The 23,266-nt window shown below is 65.4% G+C and carries 21 protein-coding genes; 10 read left to right on the top strand and 11 right to left on the bottom strand.

The annotated features are described in order from the left end of the window. Both B3P22_RS01445 and B3P22_RS01450 read right to left on the bottom strand, forming a co-directional pair. The coding region (locus B3P22_RS01445) for a LysR family transcriptional regulator (RefSeq protein WP_296269603.1) at nucleotides 1-728 on the bottom strand (728 nt) is incomplete at its 3' end. Nucleotides 729-802: 74 nt separating this feature from the next. Then, nucleotides 803-1,297, bottom strand: a complete 495-nt coding sequence (locus tag B3P22_RS01450; RefSeq protein ID WP_296269604.1) for a DUF3060 domain-containing protein — start codon at nucleotides 1,295-1,297, stop codon at nucleotides 803-805. Between the two features lie 227 nt (nucleotides 1,298-1,524). Between B3P22_RS01450 and trpB the strand changes: the two genes are divergently transcribed. Together trpB and trpA are read left to right on the top strand one after the other, a co-directional pair. Further along, nucleotides 1,525-2,736, top strand: a complete 1,212-nt coding sequence (gene trpB / locus B3P22_RS01455) for a tryptophan synthase subunit beta (RefSeq protein ID WP_296269605.1) — start codon at nucleotides 1,525-1,527, stop codon at nucleotides 2,734-2,736. Then, entirely contained in the window at nucleotides 2,733-3,542 is an 810-nt protein-coding gene (gene trpA / locus B3P22_RS01460) for a tryptophan synthase subunit alpha (protein ID WP_296269606.1), read from the top strand. The genes trpB and trpA overlap by 4 nt, the downstream gene beginning before the upstream one ends. A gap of 75 nt (nucleotides 3,543-3,617) precedes the next feature. On the opposite strand, the gene B3P22_RS01465 is transcribed toward trpA, so the two are convergent. Further along, nucleotides 3,618-5,054 carry a SulP family inorganic anion transporter gene (locus B3P22_RS01465; RefSeq protein ID WP_296269607.1) on the bottom strand — a complete coding sequence of 479 codons (1,437 nt, stop codon included), beginning with the start codon at nucleotides 5,052-5,054 and terminating at the stop codon, nucleotides 3,618-3,620. 164 nt (nucleotides 5,055-5,218) lie between these two features. Here B3P22_RS01465 and B3P22_RS01470 point away from each other — a divergent pair, with 164 nt between their 5' ends. The 3 genes from B3P22_RS01470 (at nucleotide 5,219) to fauA (ending at nucleotide 9,409) form a co-directional block, all read left to right on the top strand. Beyond that, nucleotides 5,219-5,962 (top strand): SDR family oxidoreductase, encoded by a 744-nt coding sequence (locus B3P22_RS01470; protein WP_296269608.1) that lies wholly within the window; start codon nucleotides 5,219-5,221, stop codon nucleotides 5,960-5,962. A 224-nt stretch (nucleotides 5,963-6,186) separates the two neighbouring features. Continuing rightward, nucleotides 6,187-7,062: an AraC family transcriptional regulator gene (locus tag B3P22_RS01475; protein WP_296269609.1), complete on the top strand. Its 876-nt coding sequence runs from the start codon at nucleotides 6,187-6,189 to the stop codon at nucleotides 7,060-7,062. Nucleotides 7,063-7,264: 202 nt separating this feature from the next. Beyond that, entirely contained in the window at nucleotides 7,265-9,409 is a 2,145-nt protein-coding gene (gene fauA, locus B3P22_RS01480; protein ID WP_296269610.1) for a TonB-dependent alcaligin siderophore receptor FauA, read from the top strand. Between the two features lie 61 nt (nucleotides 9,410-9,470). Here the strand turns inward: fauA and dkgB are convergent, their stop codons facing one another. Further along, complete coding sequence (gene dkgB / locus B3P22_RS01485; protein ID WP_296269611.1) at nucleotides 9,471-10,274, bottom strand: 2,5-didehydrogluconate reductase DkgB; 804 nt, start codon at nucleotides 10,272-10,274, stop codon at nucleotides 9,471-9,473. A gap of 190 nt (nucleotides 10,275-10,464) precedes the next feature. Here dkgB and B3P22_RS01490 point away from each other — a divergent pair, with 190 nt between their 5' ends. Continuing rightward, complete coding sequence (locus B3P22_RS01490; protein WP_296269612.1) at nucleotides 10,465-11,358, top strand: LysR substrate-binding domain-containing protein; 894 nt, start codon at nucleotides 10,465-10,467, stop codon at nucleotides 11,356-11,358. 131 nt (nucleotides 11,359-11,489) lie between these two features. Here B3P22_RS01490 and pbpG read toward each other — a convergent pair whose 3' ends face one another. Both pbpG and B3P22_RS01500 read right to left on the bottom strand, forming a co-directional pair. Then, nucleotides 11,490-12,392 carry a D-alanyl-D-alanine endopeptidase gene (gene pbpG / locus B3P22_RS01495; RefSeq protein WP_296269613.1) on the bottom strand — a complete coding sequence of 301 codons (903 nt, stop codon included), beginning with the start codon at nucleotides 12,390-12,392 and terminating at the stop codon, nucleotides 11,490-11,492. 111 nt (nucleotides 12,393-12,503) lie between these two features. Beyond that, nucleotides 12,504-13,424 carry a choline sulfate utilization transcriptional regulator gene (locus B3P22_RS01500; protein ID WP_275546491.1) on the bottom strand — a complete coding sequence of 307 codons (921 nt, stop codon included), beginning with the start codon at nucleotides 13,422-13,424 and terminating at the stop codon, nucleotides 12,504-12,506. Nucleotides 13,425-13,535: 111 nt separating this feature from the next. Here B3P22_RS01500 and betC point away from each other — a divergent pair, with 111 nt between their 5' ends. From betC to B3P22_RS01515, 3 genes are all read left to right on the top strand, one after another. Beyond that, nucleotides 13,536-15,047: a choline-sulfatase gene (gene betC / locus B3P22_RS01505; protein ID WP_275546490.1), complete on the top strand. Its 1,512-nt coding sequence runs from the start codon at nucleotides 13,536-13,538 to the stop codon at nucleotides 15,045-15,047. 76 nt (nucleotides 15,048-15,123) lie between these two features. Further along, a complete protein-coding gene (locus tag B3P22_RS01510; RefSeq protein ID WP_275546489.1) occupies nucleotides 15,124-16,044 on the top strand; it encodes a choline ABC transporter substrate-binding protein in 921 nt (306 codons plus the stop codon). Nucleotides 16,045-16,236: 192 nt separating this feature from the next. Beyond that, nucleotides 16,237-17,808, top strand: coding sequence for a SulP family inorganic anion transporter (locus B3P22_RS01515; protein ID WP_275546488.1), 1,572 nt, complete (start codon nucleotides 16,237-16,239; stop codon nucleotides 17,806-17,808). A 190-nt stretch (nucleotides 17,809-17,998) separates the two neighbouring features. Here the strand turns inward: B3P22_RS01515 and B3P22_RS01520 are convergent, their stop codons facing one another. The 3 genes from B3P22_RS01520 to hemF all read right to left on the bottom strand — a co-directional run bounded on the left by B3P22_RS01520 (nucleotide 17,999) and on the right by hemF (nucleotide 20,188). Then, nucleotides 17,999-18,355 carry a DOPA 4,5-dioxygenase family protein gene (locus B3P22_RS01520; protein ID WP_275546487.1) on the bottom strand — a complete coding sequence of 119 codons (357 nt, stop codon included), beginning with the start codon at nucleotides 18,353-18,355 and terminating at the stop codon, nucleotides 17,999-18,001. A 3-nt stretch (nucleotides 18,356-18,358) separates the two neighbouring features. After that, nucleotides 18,359-19,180, bottom strand: a complete 822-nt coding sequence (gene aroE / locus B3P22_RS01525; RefSeq protein ID WP_275546486.1) for a shikimate dehydrogenase — start codon at nucleotides 19,178-19,180, stop codon at nucleotides 18,359-18,361. 90 nt (nucleotides 19,181-19,270) lie between these two features. Next, a complete protein-coding gene (gene hemF, locus B3P22_RS01530; protein ID WP_275546485.1) occupies nucleotides 19,271-20,188 on the bottom strand; it encodes an oxygen-dependent coproporphyrinogen oxidase in 918 nt (305 codons plus the stop codon). 145 nt (nucleotides 20,189-20,333) lie between these two features. Between hemF and B3P22_RS01535 the strand changes: the two genes are divergently transcribed. After that, nucleotides 20,334-21,311, top strand: coding sequence for an NADPH:quinone reductase (locus B3P22_RS01535; protein WP_275546484.1), 978 nt, complete (start codon nucleotides 20,334-20,336; stop codon nucleotides 21,309-21,311). Between the two features lie 75 nt (nucleotides 21,312-21,386). Here B3P22_RS01535 and B3P22_RS01540 read toward each other — a convergent pair whose 3' ends face one another. Next, nucleotides 21,387-21,944 (bottom strand): L-threonylcarbamoyladenylate synthase, encoded by a 558-nt coding sequence (locus B3P22_RS01540; protein ID WP_197858761.1) that lies wholly within the window; start codon nucleotides 21,942-21,944, stop codon nucleotides 21,387-21,389. 124 nt (nucleotides 21,945-22,068) lie between these two features. Next, entirely contained in the window at nucleotides 22,069-23,187 is a 1,119-nt protein-coding gene (dprA, locus tag B3P22_RS01545) for a DNA-processing protein DprA (protein WP_296269614.1), read from the bottom strand. Between the last annotated feature and the right edge of the window lie 79 nt (nucleotides 23,188-23,266).

Consider the following 23,266-nt stretch of genomic DNA (forward strand, 5'->3'; position numbering starts at 1 on the left):
GGCGCGATGGCCACGCCGAGGCCGGCAGCGGCCGCTTCGAGCAGGTAGTAAAGGTGCTCGAAGCCCTGCCCATGCCTGAGCGCAGCCGGTGCCAACCCTTGCGCATGCGCCCACTGCGGCCAGGCCTGAGGGCGCGAAGCGGTGTGCAGCAAGGGCTCGCCGAGCAGCGCCGCAGGTGCCTGCCCGGCCAGCTCGGCATGCCGCGCATAACGCGGGCTGAGCACCGGCCCGATGCGCTCGGGCGCAAGCGCGTACACCTGCATGTCGGCCGGCCAGGGCGGCTCGGCGAACAGCAGCGTGGCGTCGATACCCGGGCGGCGCGGGTCCAGCTCGCCCTCGCTGGCCGACAGTTGCAGGTTGAGCTCCGGCAACTCGCGCTGCAGACGATCCAGACGCGGGATGAACCAGCGCGCCAGCAGGCTGCCGGGGCAGCCGAGCACGAAGGGGCGCTCCGCCTGCTGCCGACGCAGATCGGTACAAACGCTACTCAGGCGCTCGAAGCTCTCGGAGGCGACATCGCGCAGGCGTAGGCCGGCATCTGTGAGTTTCACTCCGCGCCCTTCCTTGTGGAACAGGCTGACGCCGAGCTGTTCTTCCAGCGCACGAATCTGCCGGCTGATGGCCCCATGGGTAACGTGCAGCTCTTCGCCTGCCTTGCTTACGCTCTGCAGGCGGGCTGCGGCTTCGAAGGCGCGCAGGGCATTGAGTGGGGGCAGGTCTCGGCTCATGGGAGAGGTGATTTTTCCTGACGAGTCAGGGCATCTAATCACGTTCCCGACGGGCCGCCAACCTGCCGGATGGATCAGTCGCGCTCGATGTGGTGCTCGACGCCGCTGGTTTCGATCTGCGGCTCGTCGCCACGCCAAGTCAGTTGCTGGCCGATGCCGTTGACTTCGATCTGCACGGGGCCGCTCAAGTCCAGATCGAGCACGTGGCCTTCGCCGTATAAGGCGACCTGTGCCGGCTGACCGCTACCCTGCACCTGACTGTCGATACGGTGTTCGCTGCCGCTGACATCAAGCCCGCCGACACGCTCGGCCTCGACGCGATTGTTCGCCCCGGTCACCACCAAGCTGCTGGCCTCGCCGAAACTGACCTGCTGTTCGGAGCCACCCACCTCGATCTGGCCACAGTCACCGGCGAGGCGAAACTGGTTGCCATTTCCGGTGATGATCACGTCGAGTCCGTTGCATGGCACATCGCGCGAAACGCCGATGCCGTCCAGCTCCAGTGTCTGTGCCTGGGCCGTACTCAGCCACGCCGCAACCACCACGCCTACCGCCAATACCTTGTGCATTCCCTTTCTCCCTGGAAGAACGGCTGAGCAGCCGCCGCTGCTGAGACTGGCCAAGCGTTACCGAGTTCTGCACCGCCCATCGAAATGAGCGCCTGGCGTCGTTAGACCTGTGAGTTTTCCTGACGAATCGGTTCGATCTAATCGCTTTTATCTCACTCAGCCGGCGGTAGAATGGCTCCGTCAACCACTCGCCCTGCCAGCCCCGCGCTGTCGACAAGGAGCACGCCATGACCTCATTTCGTACCGGTCCCGACGCTCGCGGCCTGTTCGGCCGCTTCGGTGGTCAGTTCGTCGCCGAAACCCTGATGCCGCTGATCAACTCGCTGGCCGCCGAATACGAGCAGGCCAAGAACGATCCGGCCTTCCTCGAAGAGCTCGCCTACTTCCAGCGCGACTATATCGGCCGCGCCAGCCCGCTGTACTACGCCGAGCGCCTCTCCGAGCACTTCGGCGGAGCGAAGATCTATCTCAAGCGTGAAGACCTGAACCACACCGGCGCGCACAAGATCAACAACTGCATCGGCCAGATCCTCCTGGCCAAGCGCATGGGCAAGCAGCGCATCATCGCCGAGACCGGCGCCGGCATGCACGGCGTGGCCACCGCCACCGTGGCCGCGCGCTTCGGCATGCAGTGCGTGGTGTACATGGGCACCACCGACATCGATCGTCAGCAGGCCAACGTCTTCCGCATGAAGCTGCTCGGCGCCGAGGTGATCCCGGTCACCGCCGGCACCGGCACCCTCAAGGACGCCATGAACGAAGCCCTGCGCGACTGGGTGACCAACGTCCACAACACTTTCTACCTGATCGGCACCGCTGCCGGCCCGCACCCGTATCCGGCCATGGTCCGCGATTTCCAGTCGGTGATCGGCAACGAAGTACGCGAACAGATCCTGGACAAGGAAGGGCGCCTGCCCGACTCGCTGGTGGCCTGCATCGGCGGCGGCTCCAACGCCATCGGCCTGTTCCACCCTTTCCTTGATGACCTGGGCGTGCAGATCGTCGGCGTCGAGGCTGCGGGCCACGGCATCGACACCGGCAAGCATGCGGCGAGCATGGCTGGCGGCGCGCCGGGCGTGCTGCACGGCAACCGCACCTTCCTGCTGCAGGACGAGGACGGCCAGATCACCGATGCCCACTCGATTTCCGCCGGCCTCGACTACCCCGGCGTCGGCCCGGAACACGCCTGGTTGCACGAGATCAAGCGCGTCGAATACGTGCCGATCAGCGATGACGAAGCCCTCGAAGCCTTCCATCACTGCTGCCGCCTGGAAGGCATCATCCCGGCCCTGGAAAGCGCCCACGCACTGGCCGAAGCCTTCAAACGTGCGCCGAAGCTGCCCAAGGATCACCTGATGGTGATCAACCTGTCCGGTCGTGGCGACAAGGACATGCAAACCGTGATGCACCACATGGGCGAACAGGAGAAACACGCATGAGCCGCCTGCAGAACCGTTTCGCCGAACTCAAGCAGGAAAACCGCGCCGCGCTGGTCACCTTCGTCACCGCCGGCGACCCCGACTACGCCACCTCGCTGAGCATCCTCAAGGGCCTGCCGGACGCCGGTGCCGACGTGATCGAGCTGGGCATGCCCTTCACCGACCCGATGGCCGACGGCCCGGCCATTCAGCTCGCCAACATCCGTGCGCTGGCCGGCAAGCAGGGCATGCAGCAAACGCTGCAGATGGTTCGTGAATTCCGACAAGGCAACCAGAGCACGCCGCTGGTATTGATGGGCTACTACAACCCCATCTTCGTCTACGGCGTGGAGCGCTTCATCGCCGATGCCAAAGCCGCTGGCGTAGATGGCCTGATCGTGGTCGACCTGCCGCCGGAGCACAACGACGAGCTGTGCGAGCCGGCGCAGAGCGCAGGCATGGACTTCATCCGCCTGACCACGCCGACCACCGACGACGACCGCCTGCCCACCGTGCTGGCCGGCAGCTCCGGCTTCGTCTACTACGTGTCGGTGGCCGGCGTGACCGGCGCCGGCGCGGCGACCATGGATCACGTCGAGGAAGCCGTAGCGCGCCTGCGCCGCCACACCGACCTGCCCCTGTGCATCGGCTTCGGCATCCGCACCCCCGAACACGCCGCCGAAGTGGCCAAGCGCGCCGAGGGCGCGGTGGTCGGCTCGGCGCTGATCGACAAGATCGCCGAGGCGAAGAGCCCGCAGCAAGCCATCGACGGCGTGCTCGGCCTGTGCCGCGAACTGGCTGAAGGGGTACGCGGCGCGCGCCGCTGATCGCTTTCGATCCCCCCAAAAAAACCGCTGCACCTGGCGACAGGGCAGCGGTTTTTTCATTACAGCGTCAGCCGTCTACTCGCCAGCGCGCTTGAGCAACTGCTTGCAACGCTCGGACAAATGCACGACACGCAGGTGCTTGCCGGCGCGCTCGTAGCGTTCGCGCAGGGTCTTCAGCGCGGCGATGGCGGAGTAGTCGACGAAGCTCAGGTGGCGGCAGTCCAGGGTCACCTGCTGCGGGTCGTCGGCCGGCTCGAACTGGGCTAGAAAGGCGGTACAGGAGGCGAAGAACAAGGTGCCATGCACACGGTAGAGCTTGCTGCCGTCGGCCTGCATGTCACTGTCGGCATACAGCTCGCGGGCATGCTGCCAGGCGAAGTTAAGCGCGGCGATGACGATGCCGCAGAGCACCGCCGTGGCCAAATCGGTGGCGACGGTGATGGCAGTCACCGCGACGATCACCAGCACGTCGTTGATCGGCACCTTGCCGGCCACGCGCAGCGAGCCCCAGGCGAAGGTCTGCTGCGCCACCACGAACATCACCCCGACCAGCGCCGCCAGCGGGATGCTCTCGATCAGCGGCGAGAGGAACAGCACGAAGAGCAGGATCATCACCCCGGCGACCACGCCGGACAGTCGCCCGCGCCCGCCGGAGCTGAGGTTGATTACCGTCTGACCAATCATCGCGCAGCCGCCCATGCCGCCGAACAGGCCGGAGGTCATGTTGGCCACACCGAGCGCCACGCACTCGCGATCCGGGTGGCCACGGGTGGCGGTAATCTCGTCGGTGAGGTTCAGCGTCAGCAGGGTTTCCAGCAGGCCGACCAGCGCCATCAACACCGCGTAAGGGGCGATGATGGAGAGGGTTTCCAGATTCCAGGGAATGTCCGGCAGTATCAGGTTCGGCAGGCCACCAGCGATCTGCGCCATGTCGCCGAGGGTGTGGGTCGGCAGGTCCAGCAGGTAGACCAGCGCGCCAATGCCGAGGATCGCCACCAACGCCGGCGGCACCGCGCGAGTCAGTCGCGGCAGCAGGTAGACGATGACCATGGTCAGCGCCACCAGGCCGAGCATCAGGTACAGCGCGTTACCCTGCAGCCAGTGGCCGTCGTGCTGGAAATGCTCGAGCTGAGCCAGGGCGATGATGATCGCCAGGCCATTGACGAAGCCGAGCATCACCGGGTGCGGCACCATGCGGATCAGCTTACCCAGGCGCAGCAGGCCGAACGCCAGCATGATCAGACCACCGAGCAGCACCGTGGCCAGCAAGTACTGCACGCCGTGTTGCACCACCAGCGCGACGATCACCACGGCCATCGAGCCGGCCGCACCGGAGATCATGCCCGGCCGGCCGCCAAACAGGGCGGTTAGGGTGCAGATGATGAAAGCGCCGTACAGGCCCATCAGTGGGTTGACCTGGGCCACCAGGGCGAAGGCGATGCACTCGGGCACCAGGGCGAAGGACGAGGTCAGGCCGGCCAGCAGGTCGGCGCGAAGGGATGCGGGTTTCATGGTGTCTCGGCAAGCCGGCAGAACCGGACGATGGCGGCGGAACGAAAAGAGGCGCGCATGGTAGCGCCTGAATACCCGAGCGTCATGCCTAGCATCGATACACCTATGGCGGCCGTGGGATACATTCGGCAACCTGAAGACCAAAACGACAAGGGAGCCCAGCCATGAGCAAGAACCTGCTGATAACCGGTGCCAGTCGCGGCATCGGCCGTGCCACCGCCCTGCTGGCCGCCGCTGGCGGCTGGACGGTCGGGGTGAACTACCGCAACGACCGCGACGCCGCCGCTGAGGTGGTGGAGCAGATCGAAGCCGCGGGCGGCAAGGCCATCGCCCTGCCCGGTGATGTGGCGGTCGAAGCGGACGTACAACACCTGTTCGCCGCCATGGACAAGCTCGGCCCGCTGCATGGGCTGGTGGTCAACGCCGGCATCGTCGCGCCGCCCATGCCGCTGCTGGAGATGAGCGGCGAGCGCCTGCGGCACATGTTCGACGTCAACGTGCTGGGCAGCTACCTGACCGCGCGCGAGGGTGCCCGGCGTATGGCGCGCAGCCGCGGCGGCGAGGGCGGTTCGATGGTGCTGGTGTCGTCCATCGCCGCCAGCCTCGGCGCCTCCTTCGAATACGTCGACTACGCCGGGGCGAAAGGCGCCATGGACGTGCTGACCCGCGGCCTGGCCAAGGAGCTGGGTGGCGAAGGCGTGCGGGTCAATGCCGTGCGCCCGGGGTTGATCGACACCGAGATCCACGCCAGCGGCGGCCAGCCGGATCGCGCCGAGCGTCTCGGCAAGACCACGCCGCTGGGCCGCGCCGGGCGTGCCGAGGAAGTCGCAGAGGCGATCGTCTGGCTACTCGACGACAAGGCCAGCTATACCACCGGCGCGTTGATCGATATCGCTGGCGGGCGCTAGCCCTCAACGAAGGGACGTCGAGCGAAGCCGGAATATCGCTCTGCCGCGCCCTCATAGCGGGAGAGCATGTACCAGGCGATCCGCCAACCAGCACCAATGCGCAAATGAGAAGCAATGCTATTATCTGCGTTTTGAACAATCTGGTGCTTCTCTTGGTTCAGCCCCAACCTGCCCCATGTCGGTATTCGCTGGAGGATCTCCGCCAGTTGGGCCGGCGTCATCATGTGCATTACAGCCTGATTGGCGCACAGCACGAGGATAATCCGTGCGTGATGCAGGGCTACATCAACGAGCAGGAAACCAGCCTGGGCATGACGCTGGTCAGCTCTCAGGTGCAAACCTTCCAGGGCTACCAGGCTCAGTCATTCACCTCTCCCAGCCTGACCATGATCGTCCTGCTGGAGGGACAGGCTCAGCTCGCCGGCCCCGCCTCCATCACCCTCACGCCTGGTCATGGCGTCATCCTGCTCAGCCAGGAAGGGCCCGCTCAGACGGCTCGGCATCACGCTCATCACAACTTGCGCGGCCTCAACCTGTCCATCGGCAACATCGATGACCTGGCAGACGAGAACCTGGCGGATCAGCTACGTGGCAACCTGCAACGCCGCAGCGCCTACACCCAACGCTGGACCATTCCCGCAAGCCTGCAACAGGGGTTGCAGGCCCTGGCCTGCGAACAGGCGCAAGGCTGCCTGCAACGGCTCTTGAACGAGGGCCTGGCACTGCAACTGTTGGCGCACGGCTTGAGCGCCATTGGCACCAATGAGCGCGACGCTCCCTCGCTCAATCCACGTGACCGGGCCCTGCTGGAACGGGTTCGCGATTACCTGCATCAAGAGCCTGGAGCCGAGCACAGCCTGCACCAGCTGGCACAACTGGCGTGCATGAGCCCCAGCTCTCTACGCCAGAAGTTCCAGCAAGCCTACGGCGTCAGCGTCATGACCTACCTGCGTCGGCGCCGCATGGAGCTGGCCAGGCAATACCTCGAACAGGGTTGGCGCGTTCAGGACGCCGCCCACTACGTTGGCTATCGCCACGCCAGCAATTTCGCCACCGCGTACCGGCACCATTTCGGTGTTTCTCCCCGCGAGTCGATCTAGCAGGACATCACCCCAACACCGTCGTTCCCGCCCTGGCATCCAGCATAGGAACACTGGCATCCGGCAAAAGTGGACCTTCAAGTAAATGTGAATAATTCGCACGAAGAAATTATTCCCAAGAGGTCCTGCCATGTCGAAGTGTTCGATCTTCCCCCTCACGCCGCTAGCCTCGGTGATATGCAGCACATTGCTGGCCACGGCAATGGCACCCCTGACAGCCGGGGCAGCGTCACAAGGGGATTTCGATGACAACGGCGCGAGCGAGTCCAGCCTGACGCTGCCGGCGATGAATGTGCATGGCAAGCAGCTGCCGCAGTCGGGAACCGAGGGCACGGGCAGCTACACCACCGGCAGCATGTCCACCGCCGTAGGCCTGCCGCTGTCGATACGCGAGACGCCACAATCGGTGAGCGTCGTCACCCGCCAACAGATCGAAGATCGCGGCCTGCGTGACACGGCGGCGGTCCTCGCCAGCGCTCCGGGTATCTCGATGAGCCGCAGCGACAGCAATCGGGTGTCGTTTTCCGCACGCGGGTTCGATATCGACAACTTCCAGTTCGATGGATTGGCTTCGCCGATCAACAACTTCTGGAACTTCGGCGCCACCGATATCGATTCGGCGATCTATGATCGCGTCGAGGTGGTGCGCGGCTCGACGGGGTTGCTGACCGGCGCCGGCAACCCCTCGGCCGCGGTCAACTTCATACGCAAGCGCCCATTGCCGGAGTTCGCCATCGGCGGCTCGCTCGGCATCGGACGTTGGCATCAGCGCCGTGGCGATATCGATATCTCCACCCCGCTCAGCGCTGACGGTCGAATCGCAGCCCGGGTGGTAGCGGCCTACTCCGAGCGCGACACCTTCATCGACCATCAGAGTTACGACAGTGAAACGCTGTACGGCGTGATCAGCGCGGAGCTGACCCCAAGCACGCAGCTGACCTTGAGCCTCGAACACCAGAAGAACGATACCGACGGCATGGGCGCCGGCGTTCCAATGTTCTACGCCGACGGATCGCGCACTAACTTTGGTCGCTCCACGGCCAACAACACCAAGTGGTCGTACTTCGGCACCGAGTCGAACAGCGCCTTCGTCGATCTCGAGCACCAGCTGGACAACGATTGGAAGCTGCGCGCGGCCTACAGTCGTACCGAGGCAGATTACGCCATGCGCTACCTGTTCCGCGGCGGATATCCAGACCGGGACAACGCCGGCATGAGCGCCAGCTTCCTCAAGTACGACGGTGAGCGCACCCGCGACGACTGGCACCTGACCAGCAGCGGGCCGTTCGAGCTGCTGGGGCGCACTCACGAAGCCGCGTTCGGCTGGATGAGCATCGACGACGATCTGCAGATGGACCAGTACCTGCCGGTACCAGGCACCGCGCCGATTGCCGACTCGAGACTGGACTGGACCAACGGCGACATCGCCGAACCCGTCTGGTCGAACGTTCGGGCCAACGGTGACCGAACCGATATTCGTCAGACTGGCGCCTACGCGGTGACACGCCTGTCGCTGGCCGACCCGCTGCATCTGATTCTGGGCGCTCGCGTCAGCACCTGGAAAATCGAACAGAACTACTTCGGCACCCAGCGCAACTATCGCTATAGCGATGAGGTCACGCCCTATGCCGGCCTGGTCTACGACCTCGATCAGACCTACAGCCTGTACACGAGCTACACCAGCATCTTCAAGAACCAGACGCAAAGGGCGCCGGATGGCAGCTTCCTCGACCCGGTCACCGGCGACAGCTACGAAGCCGGGATCAAGGCCGGCTATCTGGACGGTCAGCTCAATGCCGCCCTGTCGGTCTATCGCACCAAACAGGAGGGCTTGGCCGAAGCCATTCCCGATACCTTCCTGATTGCCGACCCCAGCCAGCAGGCTTACAAGTCGGGCAAGGGCGCGGTAGTCGATGGCTTCGACCTGGAGCTGAGCGGCGCGTTGACTGACGCATGGAACCTGTCCACCAGCTACACCCACTTCATTGCCCGCAATGCCGAAGGCAAGGCGATCAACACCACCCACCCGCGCACGCAATTCAAGCTGTTCACCACCTACCGGCTGGACGGTGCATTGAGAGACCTGACCCTGGGCGCAGGCACCACCTGGCGCAGCGGTATCTCACGCGCCAACACCGGCAGCCCCAACGGCCCGGTGGACGTAAGCGCCGGCAGCTACGCCCTGGTCGACCTGATGGCCAAGTACCAGATCAGCGAAAATATCGCGGCGACCGCCAACCTCAACAACGCTTTCGACAAGAAGTACCTGGAGCAGATCGGTTTCTACAGCCAGCTCTGGTATGGCGAGCCGCGCAACCTGCAACTGACCCTGAGCGCGAGATTCTGAGCAGTAGCGGTCATGCCGTCACTGGCCCGGATCTGCCGGGTGTCCGTGATCAGCGCCGGGCTCAATCCCAGCGCGGCGCGAAGCCTGGATTGGCAACGCGTTCGCCACGATCCAGCGCCTCGATGGCTGTCATGTCTTCGGTGCTCAGGCGCAGCTCGGCAGCAGCCAGGTTGGCGGCCAGATTCTCGCGCTTGGTCGAGGAGGGGATCACCGTATAGCCCTGCTGCAGCGACCAGGCCAGGGCGACTTGCGCCGGGCTGACGCCATGAGCAGCGGCGATGCGCTGGATTTCCGGCTCGGCCAGCACCTTGCCGTAGGCCAGCGGCATGTAGGCGGTCAGATGGATGCCCTGCTGCCGGGCGAAATCCACCAGCTTGCGGTTCTGCAACAGCGGATGGATTTCCACCTGGTTGGTTGCGATCTCCTCCACACCAACGGCCTCGATGGCCTGGCGCAAATGGGCGATAGTGAAGTTGGACACACCGATGGCCGCGGTCAGACCCTGGCGCTTGGCCTCGAGCAGTTCGCCCAGGTACTGCGCCACGGGAATCTCGTCATTCGGCGACGGCCAGTGGATCAGGGTCAGGTCGACCCGCTCCAGGCCCAGGCGCTGCAGGCTCTCCTGCAAGCTGGCGATGACCTGGCCACTGCCGAGGTTCTCGGTCCAGATCTTGGTGGTGACGAACAACTCGTCACGCGCCACGCTGCTGTCGGCGATGGCCTGGCCAACCTCGGCCTCGTTGCCGTAGATCTGCGCCGTGTCGATATGCCGGTAGCCCAGCTCGAGGCCGGTGCGCACCGAGTCGATGGCGATCTGATCCTTGAGGCGGAAGGTGCCAAGACCGAAGGGTGGAATGAATTTCATACAGAATTCCTCATGGGTTACGCAGCGCTGGCCGAGTATCGGGCCGGAACGGGTACGGAAGTTTCGGCCCCATTGATCGCGCAAAAGTTGCAGGCCCTTGGCGGGCCGGGTGGAGAGGAAGCAGTATCCGCGTCAGACTCATGCGGAAATAGCGGTCAACCTAACAAACACTTTTGACTGAAGGTCAACGATGAAGACCAGCCTGGAAGAAATGCTCGCTTTCGTCAGCGTGGTCGACAGCGGTTCGATCAGCGCCGCGGCCGAGCAACTGGAGCAAACCGCGTCGGGCGTCAGCCGCGCGCTGAGTCGACTGGAGGAAAAGCTCGGCGTCACCCTGCTGCGCCGCACCACTCGGCGCCTGGAGCTGACCGAGGAGGGCGAGGTGTTCCTGGCTCAGGCGCGGCGCATCCTGGCCAGCGTCGAGCAAGCCGAGGAGCAGATGACCCTGCGCCGCCAGGCACCGGCCGGACGTTTGCGGATCAACACCGCCTCGCCCTTTATGCTGCACGCGATCGTGCCGCTGATCGGCGAGTTTCGCGCGCTTTACCCGCAGATCGAGTTGGAGCTGAACAGCGACGACCGCATCATCGACCTGCTGGAGCGGCGTACCGACCTGGCCATCCGCATCGGCAACCTGCCGGACTCCAGCCTGTACGCCCGGCCGCTGTGCCACAGCTATCGCCGCGTGCTGGCCAGCCCCGAATACCTGCGCCGGCATGGCACACCGGCGCGCACCGAGGATTTGCCCGGCCACAGCCTGATCGGCTTCACCGAGCCCGACAGCCTCAACGACTGGCCGCTGCGTCATGCCCTTGGCGAGCGCTGGCGCATCACGCCGAGCCTGCGCGCCTCCAGCGGCGACACCATCCTCGCACTGGCCCTGGCCGGCGAGGGCCTGGTGTGCCTGTCCGACTTCATGACCGATGCCGCCCGCGCCAGCGGCGCGCTGGTGGAGGTGCTGGCCGAGCAGCGCGTGGAGGTGCGCCAGCCAATCAACGCGGTGTACTACCGCAACACCGCGCTGGCATCGCGCATCACCTGCTTTCTCGATTTCCTCAGCGAGCGACTCGGCTGCCCGGCCTGAGACGCAACAACCGTAGCCCGGATGCAATCCGGGGCCTGAGCCGTGGTTTCCCCGGATTGCATTCGGGCTACGGCAGGTAAAACGAAAAAGGGCGACTCATGGAGTCGCCCTTTTTTGCATGTCGCTGCAGATCACTGCGCGGCCTGCAGGCTCCATTCGGCCAGCTTCTGCTGCTTGTAGCTGAGCGCGGCTGCCGGCACCGGGGTGACCTTGCCGGTCTCCATCCAGCGCTTGAGGCGGTTGGCATCGGCCATGTGGGTGTACTTGCCGAAGGCGCCGAGCACCACGAAGGCCACCGGACGGTTGGCGATGGTGGTGGCCATCACCAGGCAGCGGCCGGCGGCATTGGTGAAGCCGGTCTTGCTCAGGTTGATGTTCCAGTCCGCCTTGCGCACCAGCGCGTTGGTATTGCGAAAGCCCAGGGTGTAGTTGGGCTTGCGGAAGGCTACGGTGGCCTCGGAGTCGGTGCTGAACTGGTGGATCAGCGGATACTGGTTGGCCGCCTTGACCATCAGCGCCAGGTCACGGGCGGTGGCGACGTTGTGCTCGGACAGGCCGGTAGGCTCGACGAAATGGCTGTGGTGCATGCCCAGCGCCTTGGCCTTGGCGTTCATGGCCGCGATGAAGGCGGCGTGGCCACCCGGGTAATGGTGGGCGAGGCTGGCGGCGGCACGGTTCTCCGAGGACATCAGCGCCAGGTGCAGCATCTCGCGGCGGGTGATCTCGCTGCCGATGCGCACGCGGGAGAACACGCCCTGCATTTCCTGGGTATCGCGGATGGTGATCGGCAGCACCTCGTCCAGCGGCAGCTTGGCATCGAGCACCACCATGGCGGTCATCAGCTTGGTGACCGAGGCGACCGGCAGGCGCAGGTCCGGGTTGCTGGAATACCGCTCCTGGTCGGTATTCAGGTCGATAAGCAATGCGCTGCCGGCGGCCAGCTGCTGCTTGGGCTGGACCGGCGCGGCCTGGAGGTCCGAAACAACAAGGCTGCCGCACAGCAGCAGGCCCAAAATCGAATGACGGAGTTTCAAGATTCACTTCACCGGTTGGAGTGGAGGGACCGCAAGCACATTTCACGAGGGTCGCGGTGTGCGGTGGCGCTCAGTATAGGACTCAGCGCTTGCGCTTGCAGTATGGCCCGATCAAACGCTCGCTGCTGGCAAATCCAGCTCGGCCTGCAGCCAGTCGACGAAACGCGCGGTCAGGCGCTGGCGGCGCTTGCGCTCGGGCAGCACCAGGTAATAACCGAGCGCCGACTGCGCCTCGGCTTCACCCAGGCGGCAGAGCAGGCCCTGAGCGAGCAGTTCGTCCACCAGATGGCGCCAGCCGATGGCCACGCCCTGGCCGGCGATGGCGGCCTGGATCAGCAGGGTGTAGTTGTCGAAGCGCAGGGCGCCGGGCGTCGGCTGGCTGGCGATGCCGAGGGCGCGGAACAACCCTTCCCAGTCGAACCAGCGCGAGCGGTGTTCCGGGCGCAGGTGCAGCAGCGGCAGTTCGGTCAGCGCCTCGGTCGGCAGCGGAGGCTGACGTGTGCCGAGCAGGCGCGGGCTGCACACCGGGAACACCTCTTCGCGAAACAGCAGGTGTGCTTCGCCGTGCTTGAAACGACCATCGCCGAAGCGGATCGCCACGTCGATGTCACTGGGTACCGTGGCCGGGTCACGCTCGCTGGTGATCAGGCTGACATCGACCTCCGGGTACAGGCGATTGAAACGCTGCAGACGCGGCATCAGCCAGTAGGCGGCGAATGCGAAGTCGGTGGCCACCTGCAGCACTTCGTGCTGCTGCCGCGCGGTGACAGCAGCCAGCCCCGCATCGAGGGCCGCCAGCCCTTCCTGCACATGGGCCAGCAGCAACTCGCCGGCTTCGGTCAGCACAATGCCGCGATAGACGCGGTCGAACAGACGCGTAGCCAGTTGCTGTTCGAGGCGCTTGATCTGCTGGCTGACGGCCGGCTGGCTGCTGCCCAGCTCATTGGCGGCAGCGGTGAAACTGAGCTGGCGTGCCGCCGACTCGAACACCCGCAGCGCGTCGAGCGACAGCCCATCGATAACTTTAAACATAAGCTTTACTTATCCGAGGCATGTGTCGCAGCCGGGTTTACCCTACCAGCGTTCAGCCGGAATTATGGCACTGCACTGTCGCATAAACCCACAGTATGGAATATCGCCACCATGAAGCGCCCGAACATCCTCTTCATCATGGCCGACCAGATGGCCGCGCCGATCATGCCGCTGCACGATGCCGCCTCGCCGGTGCAGATGCCCAACCTGATGAAGCTGGCCGAACAGGCCGTGGTGTTCGACTCAGCCTACTGCAACAGCCCGCTCTGTGCGCCGTCGCGCTTCACCCTGGTCAGCGGGCGGCTGCCGTCGAAGATCGGCGCCTACGACAACGCCGCGGATTTTCCCGCCGACGTGCCGACCTACGCCCACTACCTGCGCCGCCTCGGCTATCGCACCGCGCTGTCGGGCAAGATGCACTTCTGCGGCCCGGACCAGCTGCACGGCTACGAGGAACGCCTGACCAGCGATATCTATCCGGCCGACTACGGCTGGGCGGTGAACTGGGACGAGCCGGACGTGCGCGCCAGCTGGTACCACAACATGTCCTCGGTGCTGCAGGCCGGCCCCTGCGTGCGCAGCAACCAGCTGGATTTCGACGAGGAGGTGGTGTTCAAGGCGCGCCAGTACCTCTACGACCACGTGCGCCTGACGCCCGAGCAGCCGTTCTGCCTGACCGTGTCGATGACCCACCCGCACGACCCCTACACCATTCCCCGCGAATACTGGGACCGCTATGAGGGCGTGGACATCCCCATGCCGCGCCAGCACGTCGAGCAGACCGAGCAGGACCCGCACTCGCAGCGCCTGCTCAAGGTCATCGACCTGTGGGACAAGCCATTGCCCGAGGACAAGGTCCGCGATGCGCGACGCGCCTACTTCGGCGCCTGCAGCTATATCGACGACAACATCGGTAAGTTGCTGAAGACCCTGGAAGAATGCGGCCTGGCAGGCGACACCCTGATCGTCTTCTCCGGCGACCACGGTGACATGCTCGGCGAGCGTGGCCTCTGGTACAAGATGCACTGGTTCGAGATGTCCGCCCGCGTGCCGCTGCTGGTGCACGCGCCGAGTCGCTTCGCCGCGCATCGGGTCAGCCAGTCGGTCTCCACGCTCGATCTGCTGCCGACCCTGGTGGAACTGGCCGGCGGCCAGGTCGAGCAGGGCCTGGAGTTGGATGGTCACTCACTGCTGCCGCACCTCAAGAGTGAAGGCGGGCATGACGAAGTGCTCGGCGAATACATGGCCGAAGGCACGCTCAGCCCGCTGATGATGATCCGCCGCGGGCCTTGGAAATTCGTCTATTCCGAGCAGGACCCGTTGCTGCTGTTCAATCTGCACGATGACCCGCTGGAGCAGCGCAACCTGGCCGGGTCCGCCGAGCACCGCACTACGGTAGCAGGCTTCGTCGCCGAGGCCCGCGAGCGATGGGACGTCCCGGCCATTCACACCGCCACCCTGGCCAGCCAGCGCCGCCGCCGGCTGGTGGCCGAAGCCCTGAGCCAGGGCAAACTGACCAGTTGGGACCATCAGCCAATGGTCGACGCCAGCCAGCAATACATGCGCAACCATATCGACCTCGACGACCTGGAGCGCCGCGCGCGTTTTCCGGTCGTCGGTTGAACCTTTGCTCCGCGCCACGGGCCTGAGCCTTGCAAGCTGCCAATCGCGAAAACCAGAAGAAAAAAGGAGAGACGCCATGAACCGATTCAGTGTGCTGTTACTCGCCACCGCGCTCACCAGCGCCGGCAATGTCTGGGCCGAAGATGCCGCCTGTGCCACGGTCAAGTTGGGTGACCCCGGCTGGAGCGACATCGCCGTGACCAACGGCATCGCCAGCTTCCTGCTCGACGGCCTGGGCTACAAGACGCAAAGCCAGACCCTGGCCGTGCCGATCATTTTTGCCGGGCTGCAGAAAGGGCAGGTCGACGTGTTCCTCGGCAACTGGATGCCGGCGCAGCAGAGCAACTACGACAAGTTCGTCGCCAGCGGCGAGGTGGACAAGCTGGCGCAGAACCTCGAAGGCACCGAATACACCCTTGCGGTGCCAGCCTATGCCTACGAGGCAGGGGTAAAGACCTTTGCCGACCTCGACAAGCACGCCGACAAGTTCGGCAACAAGCTCTACGGCATCGCTTCCGGCTCGCCGGGTAACGATTCGATAAAGCAGATGATCGACGCCGACGAGTTCGGCCTGGGCGACTGGAAACTGGTGGAGTCCAGCGAGCAGGCGATGCTGGTGCAAGTGGGGCGTGCGGTGAAGCGCGATCAGTTCGTCGTCTTCCTCGGCTGGACGCCGCACCCGATGAACGTGCAGTACGACATGAAGTACCTCAAGGGCGGCGAGAAGTATTTCGGCGACAGCGGCCAGGTCAACACGCTGGCGCGCAAAGGCTATGCCGCGCAGTGCCCGAACGTCGGCAAGCTGCTTAGCAACCTGCGCTTCACTCAGGACATGGAGAACAGCATCATGGATCAGGTGCTGAGCAAGCAGGCCAGCAACGACGAGGCGATCAAGGCCTGGCTCAAGGCCAACCCGCAGGTGCTCGATGGCTGGTTGCAGGGCGTCACCACGCGCGACGGTGGCGACGGTCTGGCGGCGGTGAAGGCACGGCTGTGAGCGCTTTCATCCGGTAGAAGCGAATTTATTCGCGACAGGGCTTGGCGCGGGGCCCGACCCTGATCGCGGATAAATCTGCGCCTACCGGGCGCGGCCTGCAGCGACCGCAGGCGGAACACGAGCTGCTCCGCCAGCGGCCAACTGGCACGTCGTTTACACTTCACTTTCCTGGACGAAGCAAACCAGCAGACGATGCCGTTACCCAATCTTCAGACCCTGTTGCCTTTCCTGCGCTGGCTGCCCGGCACTCGCCGCGGCACCCTCGGCAACGATCTGCTGGTGGGCCTGTCGGGGGCTATCCTGGCTCTGCCGCAATCGCTGGCCTACGCGCTGATCGCCGGCCTGCCTGCCGAATACGGTCTGTACGCGGCCATCGTCCCGGTGATCATCGCCTGCCTGTGGGGCTCGTCCTGGCACCTGATCTGCGGGCCGACCGCTGCCATTTCCATCGTCCTGTTCACCAGCGTCACGCCCATGGCGCGCTTGGGCAGCGATGAGTTCATCGCCCTGATCCTGCTGCTGACCTTTCTCGCCGGGCTGTTCCAATGGCTGCTCGGCCTGCTGCGCTTCGGCGCGCTGGTGAACTTCGTCTCGCAGTCGGTGGTGCTCGGCTTCACCCTCGGCGCGGCCCTGGTGATCGCCATCGGCCAGATGCCCAACCTGCTCGGCGTCGAGGTCGCCAGCCAACCCACGGCCCTGACCAGCCTGCTGCAGATCGGCCAACACCTGCCCGAGGCGCACTGGCCCAGCCTGACCCTGGCCGCCGTTACCCTGCTGCTCAGCGTGGCCGTGCGCAAACTCTGGCCAAAGGCGCCCGCACTGTTGATCGGCCTGGTCTGCGGCAGCCTGCTGGCGTGGCTGCTACCGGCACGTTTCACCGCTGACATCGCCCTGGTGGCACCGTTCGACGGCGGCCTGCCGCCTCTGACCCTGCTGAGTTTCGACCTCGACGACGTGTTGCGCCTGCTACCGGCAGCGGTGGCCTGCGGCATGCTCGGACTGGTCACCAGCCTGTCCATCGCCCGCGCCCTGGCGGTGAAATCGCACCAGTTCCTCGACGCCAACCAGGAGGTGCGCGCTCAGGGCCTGTCGAACATGATCGGGCCGTGGTTCTCCGGCTCGCTGTCGGCCGGGTCGTTCACCCGCTCGGCGCTGAACCTGCAGGCCGGCGCGCGCACGCCGCTGGCCGGGGTGTTCTCGGCGCTGCTGGTGGCGCTGTTCGCGGTGTTCGGCACGGCGCTGCTGACGCATATTCCGCTGCCGGTGATGGCCGCCGGCATCCTGCTGATCTGCTGGGGTCTGGTGGATCTGCCGGCGATCCGCGCGCTGCGCAAGGTGAGCCGCTCCGAGTTCGTGGTGATGCTACTGACTTTCACCGCCACTCTGGTGCTGGAGCTGCAGACGGCGATCTATGCCGGCGTGCTGGCTTCGCTGTTCTTCTACCTCAAGCGCACCTCGCAGCCGCGCGTACGCCTGTGGCACGACGGCGACGACGAGGTGCTGCGCATCGACGGCTCGATCTTCTTCGGTGCCTGCCAGTACATCCAGCAACTGCTGCAGCGCAGCCGCGGCCAGCGCCTGATAATCGATGCACGGCACATCAACTTCATCGACTATGCCGGTGTGGAGATGCTGCATCAGGAAGCACGCCGCCTGCAGGCGTTGCAGCGCAGCCTGGTGCTACGCCAGGCACGACCACAGGTGGTGGAGGAGATTCTCAAGCTGGAAGGCGCCGAGCATTGCCCGGTGCAGTTCGAAGACTGAGCGAGGCGGCGTCGAACCCGTAGGGTGGGCGGCACAATCCACGAACGACCTGACCGCGCGGCGATAGCGCGCCGCGTAATCCACCGGGCGATCTTCCCGCGTGACACCAATGGTGGGTTACGGCGCGGCTAAACATGCGCTGGGCATCTGAATTGGCGATATGCGCCTAATCACCCTACGCAGCTGGATTTCAGTCCTCGGCGTCATCGAGCACGCTCAGATCCAGCACGTGCGAGCGACCGATCCACATCGCACAGTCGCGATGGTCACGCAGTTCGTTACCGGTGATCGGGTGCAGCAAGACGTCCAGGCCACCGCGGCGGAGCATCAGCCAGGGCACGACGTCGGCGAACAGTTCGGCGCGGAAGGCCAGCTGGCAACTCCAGCATGGATGCGGACCGACCGGACGCTCGTGCACCCGGCCCATCTTCAGCGGAAAACGCCGCGCGGCTTCTTCGCACAACGTACGCGCCTGATCGACGCTGCCGGCGTCGAAATAGACGTGGGCGTGGTAGCCGCTGATACGAGGCAGCACTTGCTCGTCCATGCGCTAGCCTGCCAGCTGACGGCGCAGCTCGGCCAGCACCGGCGCCGTATCTGGGCGCACCCCACGCCAGAGCTCGAATGCCTCGGCCGCCTGCTCGACCAGCATGCCCAACCCATCCAGGCAACGCGCTGCCCCGTGCTCGGCGGCCCAGCGATTGAAGGCGGTCGCCTCGCGGCCGTACATCATGTCGTAGCAGACCGTATGCCCAGGCTGGATCAGGCTTGGCGCAATCGGCGGCAACTCGCCGCCGAGGCTGGCCGAGGTGCCGTTGACGATCAGGTCGACTGGCGCATCGATCCAGTCGAAACCGGCGGCGACCAGTGGGCCGAGATCGGCGAATTCGCGCACCAGTTGCTCGGCCTTGGCCACGGTGCGGTTGGCGATCACCAGCACGGCCGGCTTCTGCGCCAGGAAGGGTTCGAGCACGCCGCGCACGGCACCGCCGGCTCCGAGAATAAGGATGCGCTTGCCGGCCAGGCTGAAACCGGCGTTGTTCTGCAGGTCGCGGGTCAGGCCGGCGCCGTCGGTGTTGTCGCCGAGCAGGCGGCCGTCGGCCAGCTTCTTCAGGGTATTCACCGCACCGGCGCGGCGGGCGCGCTCGGTCAGTTCATCGGTCAGGCGAAAGGCCTCTTCCTTGAACGGCACGGTAACGTTGCCGCCCAGACCGTCGGCGAAAAAGGCGCGGGCGTCGCCCACGAAGTCATCCAGCGGCGCCAGACGCGCGTCGTAGGTCAATGCCTGGCCGGTCTGCTCGGCGAACAGACGATGGATCAGCGGTGATTTGCTGTGGCCGATGGGGTTGCCGAAGACGCAGTAGCGGTCCATGGAATTTCTCGGTGGTGAGCAACAGATCGTAGCCCGGATGAGATCCGGGGATGTCTGGTCAATGCCCCGGATTGCATCCGGGCTACGGGGTCACGGCGCCGCCTGGAGCCAGTCGCGATCGGTAAGGAAGTACTCGGTCAGGCGCGCTTCCTCGCTGCCCGGCTCCGGCTTCCAGTCGTAGCCCCAGCGCACCTGCGGCGGCAGCGACATGAGGATCGACTCGGTACGCCCGCCGGACTGCAGGCCGAACAGGGTGCCGCGGTCGAACACCAGGTTGAATTCCACGTAGCGCCCACGACGGAAAGCCTGGAACTCACGTTCGCGCTCGCCGAAGGGCATGGCCTTGCGGCGCTGGACGATGGGCAGGTAGGCGTCGATGTAGGCGTCACCGATGGCGCGTATGAAGGCGAAGCTGGTGTTGAAGTCCCACTCGTTGAGGTCGTCGAAGAACAGCCCGCCGATACCCCGCGGCTCGCCGCGGTGCTTGAGGTGGAAGTAGCGGTCGCACCAGGCCTTGAACTTCGCATAGACCTCGGGGCCGAACGGCGCGCAGGCATCATGGGCGACCTGGTGCCAGTGCACGCAGTCCTCTTCATTGGCGTAGTAGGGCGTGAGGTCGAAGCCGCCGCCGAACCACCACACCGGCTCCTCGCCTTCCTTCTCGGCGCTGAAGAAGCGCACGTTGGCGTGCGAGGTGGGCACGTAGGGGTTTTCCGGGTGAATCACCAGCGACACGCCGAGGGCCTGGAAACCGCGCCCGGCCAGCTCGGGGCGATGGGCACTGGCCGACGGCGGCAGGCTGTCGCCGAATACGTGGGAGAAATTCACCCCGCCCTTTTCGATCAGTGCGCCGTTCTCGATCACCCGCGTGCGACCGCCACCACCGGCCGGGCGCTGCCAGGCGTCCTCGGCGAACACGGCCTGGCCGTCTTCGGCTTGCAGGGCGGAACAGATGCGATCTTGCAGGTCGAGCAGATAGGCCTTCACGGCCTCGGTACGGTCAGTCACGGCGGCACCTTGAACAGAGAGCAGGGCGGAATCGGCGGGCAGCATAGCATTCACCCAGGCACATCCGCAGTTGACGTCGGTCAATCGAGAGGATTGGATAGACCCTTTTTCGCCGCTTCGACGGCTCGAGCAGAAGGAATCCGAGATGGCCAAGCGTATTGAGTTCAGCCAGCACGGCGGCAGCGACGTGCTGCAATACCGCGATTACCAGCCGGCAGTACCGGGCCCGCGCGAGGTTCGCGTGGCCAACCACGCCATCGGCCTGAACTTCATCGACACCTATTTCCGCAGTGGCCTGTACCAGCCGCCCGCGCTGCCTTCGAGCCTGGGCACCGAAGGTGCCGGCGTGGTCGAGGCAGTCGGCAGCGAGGTCGAAGGCTTTGCCGTGGGTGATCGCGTCGCCTACGCCACCGGCCCGCTGGGCTCCTACAGCGAACTGCACGTGCTGCCAGCCGACAAGCTGGTGAAACTGCCGGACAGCATCAGCTTCGAGCAGGCCGCCGCGGTAATGCTCAAGGGCCTGACGGTGCAGTACCTGCTGCGCCAGACCTATGAGCTAAAGGGCGGCGAAACCATCCTGTTCCACGCTGCGGCTGGCGGCGTCGGCTCCTTTGCCTGCCAATGGGCGAGGGCGTTGGGCGTCAAGCTGATCGGCACCGTCAGCTCGGCGGAAAAGGCCGCGCGCGCCAGGGAGCAGGGCGCCTGGGCGACCATCGACTACAGCCATGAGAACGTGGTGCAGCGCGTGCTGGAGCTGACCGACGGCGCCAAGTGCCCGGTGGTCTACGACGGCGTCGGCAAGGACACCTGGGAAACCTCGCTGGACTGCGTGGCACCGCGCGGCCTGCTGGTCAGCTTCGGCAACGCCTCGGGCGCGGTTACCGGAGTCAATCTGGGCATCCTGGCGCAGAAGGGTTCGCTGTACGTCACCCGCCCGACCCTGGCCGGCTACGCCACCAGCGCGCAGCGCCTGCAGACCATGGCCGACGAGCTGTTCGCGATGATCAGCAGCGGCAAGCTGCAGGTGGAAATCAGCAACCGCTACGCGCTCAAGGACGCCGCCGCCGCCCAGGACGCGCTGAGCTCGCGGCAGACCACCGGCTCGACCATCTTGCTGCCGTAAAACAGTCGCGGCTAAAGCCCCTCCCACAGCCGCCACAATCGTGGGAGGGGCTTTAGCCGCGAGCGTTCAAGCGCGTCAGGACGGGCGAATCACATCGCCCGTACGCAGATCACGAATCAGGCTGGGGTTCTTGCGTCCGCCCAGTGCCCCACCCAGAACCTTGTCCAACTCCCCCGGAAAGTACTGCTCGACGCGCAGACGCGAACGTGCCGACGGGCGCCCGGCCGGGTTGGCCGAGGTGGAGATCAGCGGGCCGGTGTAACGGCATAGTGCACGCACCAGCGGGTGATCGCTGACGCGCAGGGCGACGCTGTCGTGCTCGCCGGTGACCCACTCGGGCAGACGATTCTGGTGCGGCACCAGCCAGGTATTCGGGCCTGGCCAGCTGCCGGCCAGGCGCTCCTGCCAGACTTCGGGCAGGTCTTCGAGGAGGAAGTCGAACTGCTCGATGTCGTCGGCGACCACGATCAGGCCCTTGCGCATCGGCCGCTCCTTGAGCGCCAGCAGGCGATCCACCGCCTCTTCGTTCCACGGGTCGCAGCCAAGACCCCAGACCGCCTCGGTCGGATAGGCGATCACGCCCCCCTCACGCACCACTCGCGCCGTTTGCTGTATCTGCCAGTTGCTGGCCATCGACCGTCTCCCAGTGAATCAATGGGCGGCAGTCTATCCAAGACGGCCATACGACTGTAGAGCCTATGTGCATAGGGAGGCACGGCCTACTCTCTCCCATTTGCGGGAGAGGGCAGACAAGCGTTCAGCGAGGTCGCGCCAGCCAGCGCCCGGCCTCGTTGCACACCTGGCCATCGAGCTCCAGCTCGGTCAAGGCCGCCAGCACCTGCGCCAATGGCCAGCCACTGGTCTGCACCAGTGCCTCGGTACTGTGCGGCGCGGCATGCAGCAAGGCCAGTAGCGGATGCTCGGCCTGTTCCGACGTTGCCTTGGGCACGGGTGCTACAGCCTGCGTCTGCCAACCGCGCAGGGCTTCGAGGATGTGCTCGATGCTCTCCACCAGCGTGGCGCCATCGCGAATCAGCTGGTGACAGCCGCGCGCGCCGGGATGATGGATGGAACCGGGAATGGCGTAGACCTCACGCCCCTGTTCGGCGGCCAGCCGCGCGGTGATCAGCGAACCGCTCGAAGGGCTGGCCTCGACCACCAGCACACCCAGCGACAGGCCGCTGATGATTCTGTTGCGCCGCGGGAAGTTGCTGGCCTGCGGCGGGCAGTCCAGCGGCAGTTCGGAAACCAGCGCGCCGCCCTGCTCGATGATCCGTGCCGCCAGCCCCACATGTCGCCGCGGATACAGGCACTGCAAGCCGGTACCCAGCACGGCTATCGTTTTACCATCGCCCTCCAGCGCGCCCAGATGCGCGGCGCCATCGATGCCCAACGCCAGCCCGCTGGTGATGACGAAGCCACCACCAGCCAGGCTGCGGGCGAAGACCCGTGCATTGTCCAGGCCGGGCTGCGAGGCGCGCCGGCTGCCGACCATGGCCAGTTGTGGCGACTCCAGCACACTCGGCTCGCCCGCCACGAACAACAGCGGCGGCGCATCCGCCAGTTCGGCCAGCAGCGCCGGGTAGCTTGGATCGTCCCACATCAGCACCTGCTGACCGGGCTGCTCCAGCCACTGCAGTGCAGCACGCGCTCGCTCGCGAATATCTTCACTGCGCCGCGGCTCGGCGCAGGCGGCCGGCAGCCCCAGAGCCCGCCAGGCACTGGCCGGCGCGCTCAGCGCAGCCGAGGCGGTCTCGAAGGCACTCAGCAGCTTGCGAAAACGTCGCGGCCCCAGCTCCGGCAGCAGGTGCAGGCGCAGACGGGCTTCAAGCTCGGCAGGAGAAATTGCGGGGAACAGCGAGGAGGATGTAGGCATGACGATTCTTCCCTGATGCGTTGCGCCGCCATCCTGGCGACCAGAAAGCACGAGCCCCGCATTTGCGGGGCTCGTTGGG

Source organism: Pseudomonas sp. UBA6323 (genome assembly GCF_002439135.1).
Taxonomy (GTDB): domain Bacteria; phylum Pseudomonadota; class Gammaproteobacteria; order Pseudomonadales; family Pseudomonadaceae; genus Aquipseudomonas.